The organism is Kitasatospora sp. NPDC057512, assembly GCF_042802135.1.
GTDB lineage: Bacteria > Actinomycetota > Actinomycetes > Streptomycetales > Streptomycetaceae > Kitasatospora.
Window position 1 is genome coordinate 1 of the sequence record NZ_JBHVET010000845.1, and the last position, 3,315, is coordinate 3,315.

The 3,315-nt window shown below is 69.5% G+C and carries 2 protein-coding genes; one reads left to right on the forward strand and one right to left on the reverse strand.

Features of this window, described 5'->3' with window-relative positions:
• Positions 1 to 4 precede the first annotated feature (4 nt).
• The gene (locus ACFU6K_RS34655) at positions 5 to 2,284 is read right to left on the reverse strand and encodes a M9 family metallopeptidase (RefSeq protein ID WP_380669925.1); all 2,280 of its coding nucleotides are present in this window, start codon (positions 2,282 to 2,284) and stop codon (positions 5 to 7) included.
• Positions 2,285 to 2,664: 380 nt separating this feature from the next.
• Between ACFU6K_RS34655 and ACFU6K_RS34660 the strand changes: the two genes are divergently transcribed.
• Entirely contained in the window at positions 2,665 to 3,267 is a 603-nt protein-coding gene (locus ACFU6K_RS34660) for a superoxide dismutase (protein WP_049649981.1), read from the forward strand.
• Positions 3,268 to 3,315 lie beyond the last annotated feature (48 nt).

The window sequence follows — 3,315 nt, forward strand, 5'->3', positions numbered from 1 at the left end:
GGTGTCAGTTGTAGGTCGTGGTGACCGTGACGCCGCCGAAGCCCTGCTGGGCGTAGAGGCTGAAGAAGACGTAGCCGACCGGCGGGTTGGTGATGGTCAGGGTCTCACCGTTGCCGCCGGTGGCGGACTTGGCCGTGTAGGAGCCGGTGGTGGCCCAGGAGCCGGCGTTGTAGTAGAGGTCGGCGTTGCCGGTGCCCCCGCTGGTGGTGATGGTCAGCTGCTTCACGCCGGCCGGCAGGTTCAGGAAGCTGTAGCCGTAGTTCCCGGTGGTGGCGGCGACGTTGTCGCGGCGGCAGTTCTTGTCGTACTGCCGGGCGTCGGCGGCGGTGCAGAGCGGGGCCTTGGGCTGCTCGGTGGTGGGCAGCGAGCCGCAGTTGTCGGCGGCGCAGGCCTTGAGCCAGGTGGCGAAGTCGGCGTCGTACGCGGTGCCGATGGTGGTCTTCAGCAGGGTGCGGGCGCCGTTCCAGTCACCGGCGCGGTACTTGGCGAGCAGCGCGTCGACGTCCTGCGGGTGCGACTGGAGCATGTAGCGGACGGCCAGGTAGCCCCAGTTGTAGATGCGGGTGGAGTCCGCGTTGTCGTAGGTGGTGTCGAACAGGGTGCTCAGCGCGTAGGTGCCCTTGCCGGCCTGGGCGACCGCGTCGTCGTAGTGGGCGCCGCGGTAGCTGTAGGAGACGTACTCGGCGAGGCCCTCGACCCACCAGATGGTGGGGGTGGTCATGCCGGCTTCGAAGTCGCCGTACATGTCGTAGCGGCCGTCGAGGTAGTGGGTGTACTCGTGGTTGAGGTTCCAGATCTGGAACTGGGGGCGCAGCCAGGAGGCCTCGTGGGCGATGAAGCGGGCCTGGTTGCCGACCGTGGCCGGGTTGCCCTCCTCGTACATGCCGCCGTTGTCGACCTCGATCTTGTACATCTCCCAGGCGTACAGGCTGTAGTTGTAGTAGTCGTCGAAGACGACGACCTCGAGGTTGGTGTTGTTGTCGTTGGGGACCGGGCCGTTGTCCTTGACCACCTTGTGGAAGAACGCGTCCTGGTTGACCAGGCTGGTGCAGGTGTCGGCGAGCTGCTGCGCGGTCATGTCCTGGGCGCGGATGCGCAGGTTGGCGTTGCAGGTGTGGTCGACGGTGAGCACCAGCGGCACGAGCTTGGCGGGGACGTCGCAGGTGCCGTAGTAGGAGCAGTTGCCGGCGTCCTTCTTCTCCGTGAACCAGAGCAGGTTCATGGTGAGCGGACCGGTGTTGCCGACCAGCGGGTAGCGGTTGATCAGGTCCTTGACGATCGGCCGGCCCTGGGCGCGCAGCGTGTCGTTGGCGACCAGGTTGCCGAGCTGGATGCCGATCTTGGTGACGATGTCGCCGCCGTTGATCTGGCCGCTGTTGCGGGTGACGAAGGACGACACGGTGGTCGCGAAGGTCGGGTCGGCCTGGAGGGCGGAGACGAACTCCGGCAGGTCGAAGCCGCGCTCGATGACGGTCTCGGTGTTGGCCACGGCGGTGGTCATCGAGGCGGGCCAGCTGCCGGTGTAGTCGTTCAGCAGCCGCTTGACGACGCCGGTGTAGCGGGCGTTCTCCTGGGCGCTGTCGATCAGGGTGACGGCCTCGGCGAGGGTGGCGCCGTTGGCGTCGGTGGCGTCCTTGCTGTGCGGGGCGGCGTAGAAGGCGTCCAGCGCGCCGCGGATGGCGCTCTGGAGGCCGGCGCCGTACGGGCCGACGACGTCCTTGTTGTACCACTGCACGTAGTAGCCGGCCCGCAGGAAGAGCACCAGCTGCCCGGCGGAGGTGGAGTTGTCGCCGGGGTAGGTGGCGGCGGTGTCGCGCAGGGCGTTGGCGACGGTGACCATCTGGGCCTCGCTGAAGGCGCCCTTGGCGTCGTTGCCGGTCAGCGTGAACAGGGTGTTGACGCAGTCGAGCCCGGCCCCCTTGACCTGCTGGACCAGCGCGGCACCGGACTTGCCGGTGAAGGCGGAGACGTCGCAGGCGGCGGCGGTGAGCGCCCGCGCCGACCCGGCGGCGCCGACGGTGCTGCCCGCCGTCGGGGCGGTGGCCTTGGCCTGCGGGTCCGAGACCAGCGGGCGGGCGTCCTTGGGGGTGTCGGGGGACTTGGGCACCGGGATCGTGCGCGGTGCGGCGGTCTGGCCGGCCGGGGTGGCGGGCTGACCGGCCGGGGCGGCCGCGGGGGCGGCGGCCTGCGCCGCGGGTGCGAAGAGGCCGAGCGAGAGGAGGAGGGCGGTGCCGAGCGCAGGGAGTCTGCGCGCGCCGTCCTTCGCTATCGAGGAGGGACGCATCTGTGGGGGCCTCCGGGGCCGTCGAGGGTGGGGGTGGCCGCGCTGCGTGGGGCGCACGGGCCTTGCTGTGTGACATGTAAAATGGCACAACGGCGAACACGGAGGGAAGCCCCGGGAACGGATTGCCGGTCTACGAGACCGAAACGTTGCCGGAGGGGCGCTGGGGAGCTGGGGTGACGGGGCGCCGGGGTGACGGGGCGTACGGGCCGGGTGCCGGGTACGGGTCGGGCGGGCCGGACGGGTGGTCAGTGGGGGTCATCGTGCCCGACGGGACGTGGGGAATAAGCAGGAGCCCATGCTTCGTTCTTGCAACTGATACGCAATAGTGTTGTCCCGGCACGATCACCACCGTTCAACCCGCCGAAAGGGGCCGTGTCCTGATGGGCACCTACACGCTTCCCGACCTGCCGTACGACTACTCCGCGCTGGAGCGGGCGATGTCGGCCGAGATCCTGGAGCTGCACCACTCCAAGCACCACGCCGCGTACGTCAAGGGCGCCAACGACACCCTGGACCAGCTGGCCGAGGCCCGCGACAAGGAGCAGTTCGGCGGCCTGGTCGGCCTGCAGAAGACCTTCGCGTTCCACCTGTCGGGCCACGTGCTGCACTCGCTGTTCTGGCAGAACCTCTCGCCCGAGGGCGGCGACCGCCCCGAGGGCGAGCTGGCCGACGCCATCACCGAGCACTTCGGCAGCTTCGACGCCTTCAAGAAGCAGCTCACCACCGCCACCACCGGCGTGCAGGGCTCCGGCTGGGGCATCCTGTCCTGGGAGCCGCTCGGGCAGCGCCTGATCGTCGAGCAGGTCTACGACCACCACGGCAACGTCGGCCAGGGCACCACCCCGCTGCTGGCCTTCGACGCCTGGGAGCACGCCTACTACCTGCAGTACCGCAACGTCCGCCCGGACTACGTCACCCGCCTGTGGGACGTCGTCAACTGGCAGGACGTCTCGGACCGCTTCGCGGCCGTCAAGAGCGCCTGACCCGGTTCGGGTGACGGAGGGCCCCGGACCGGTCGGGCGGTCCGGGGC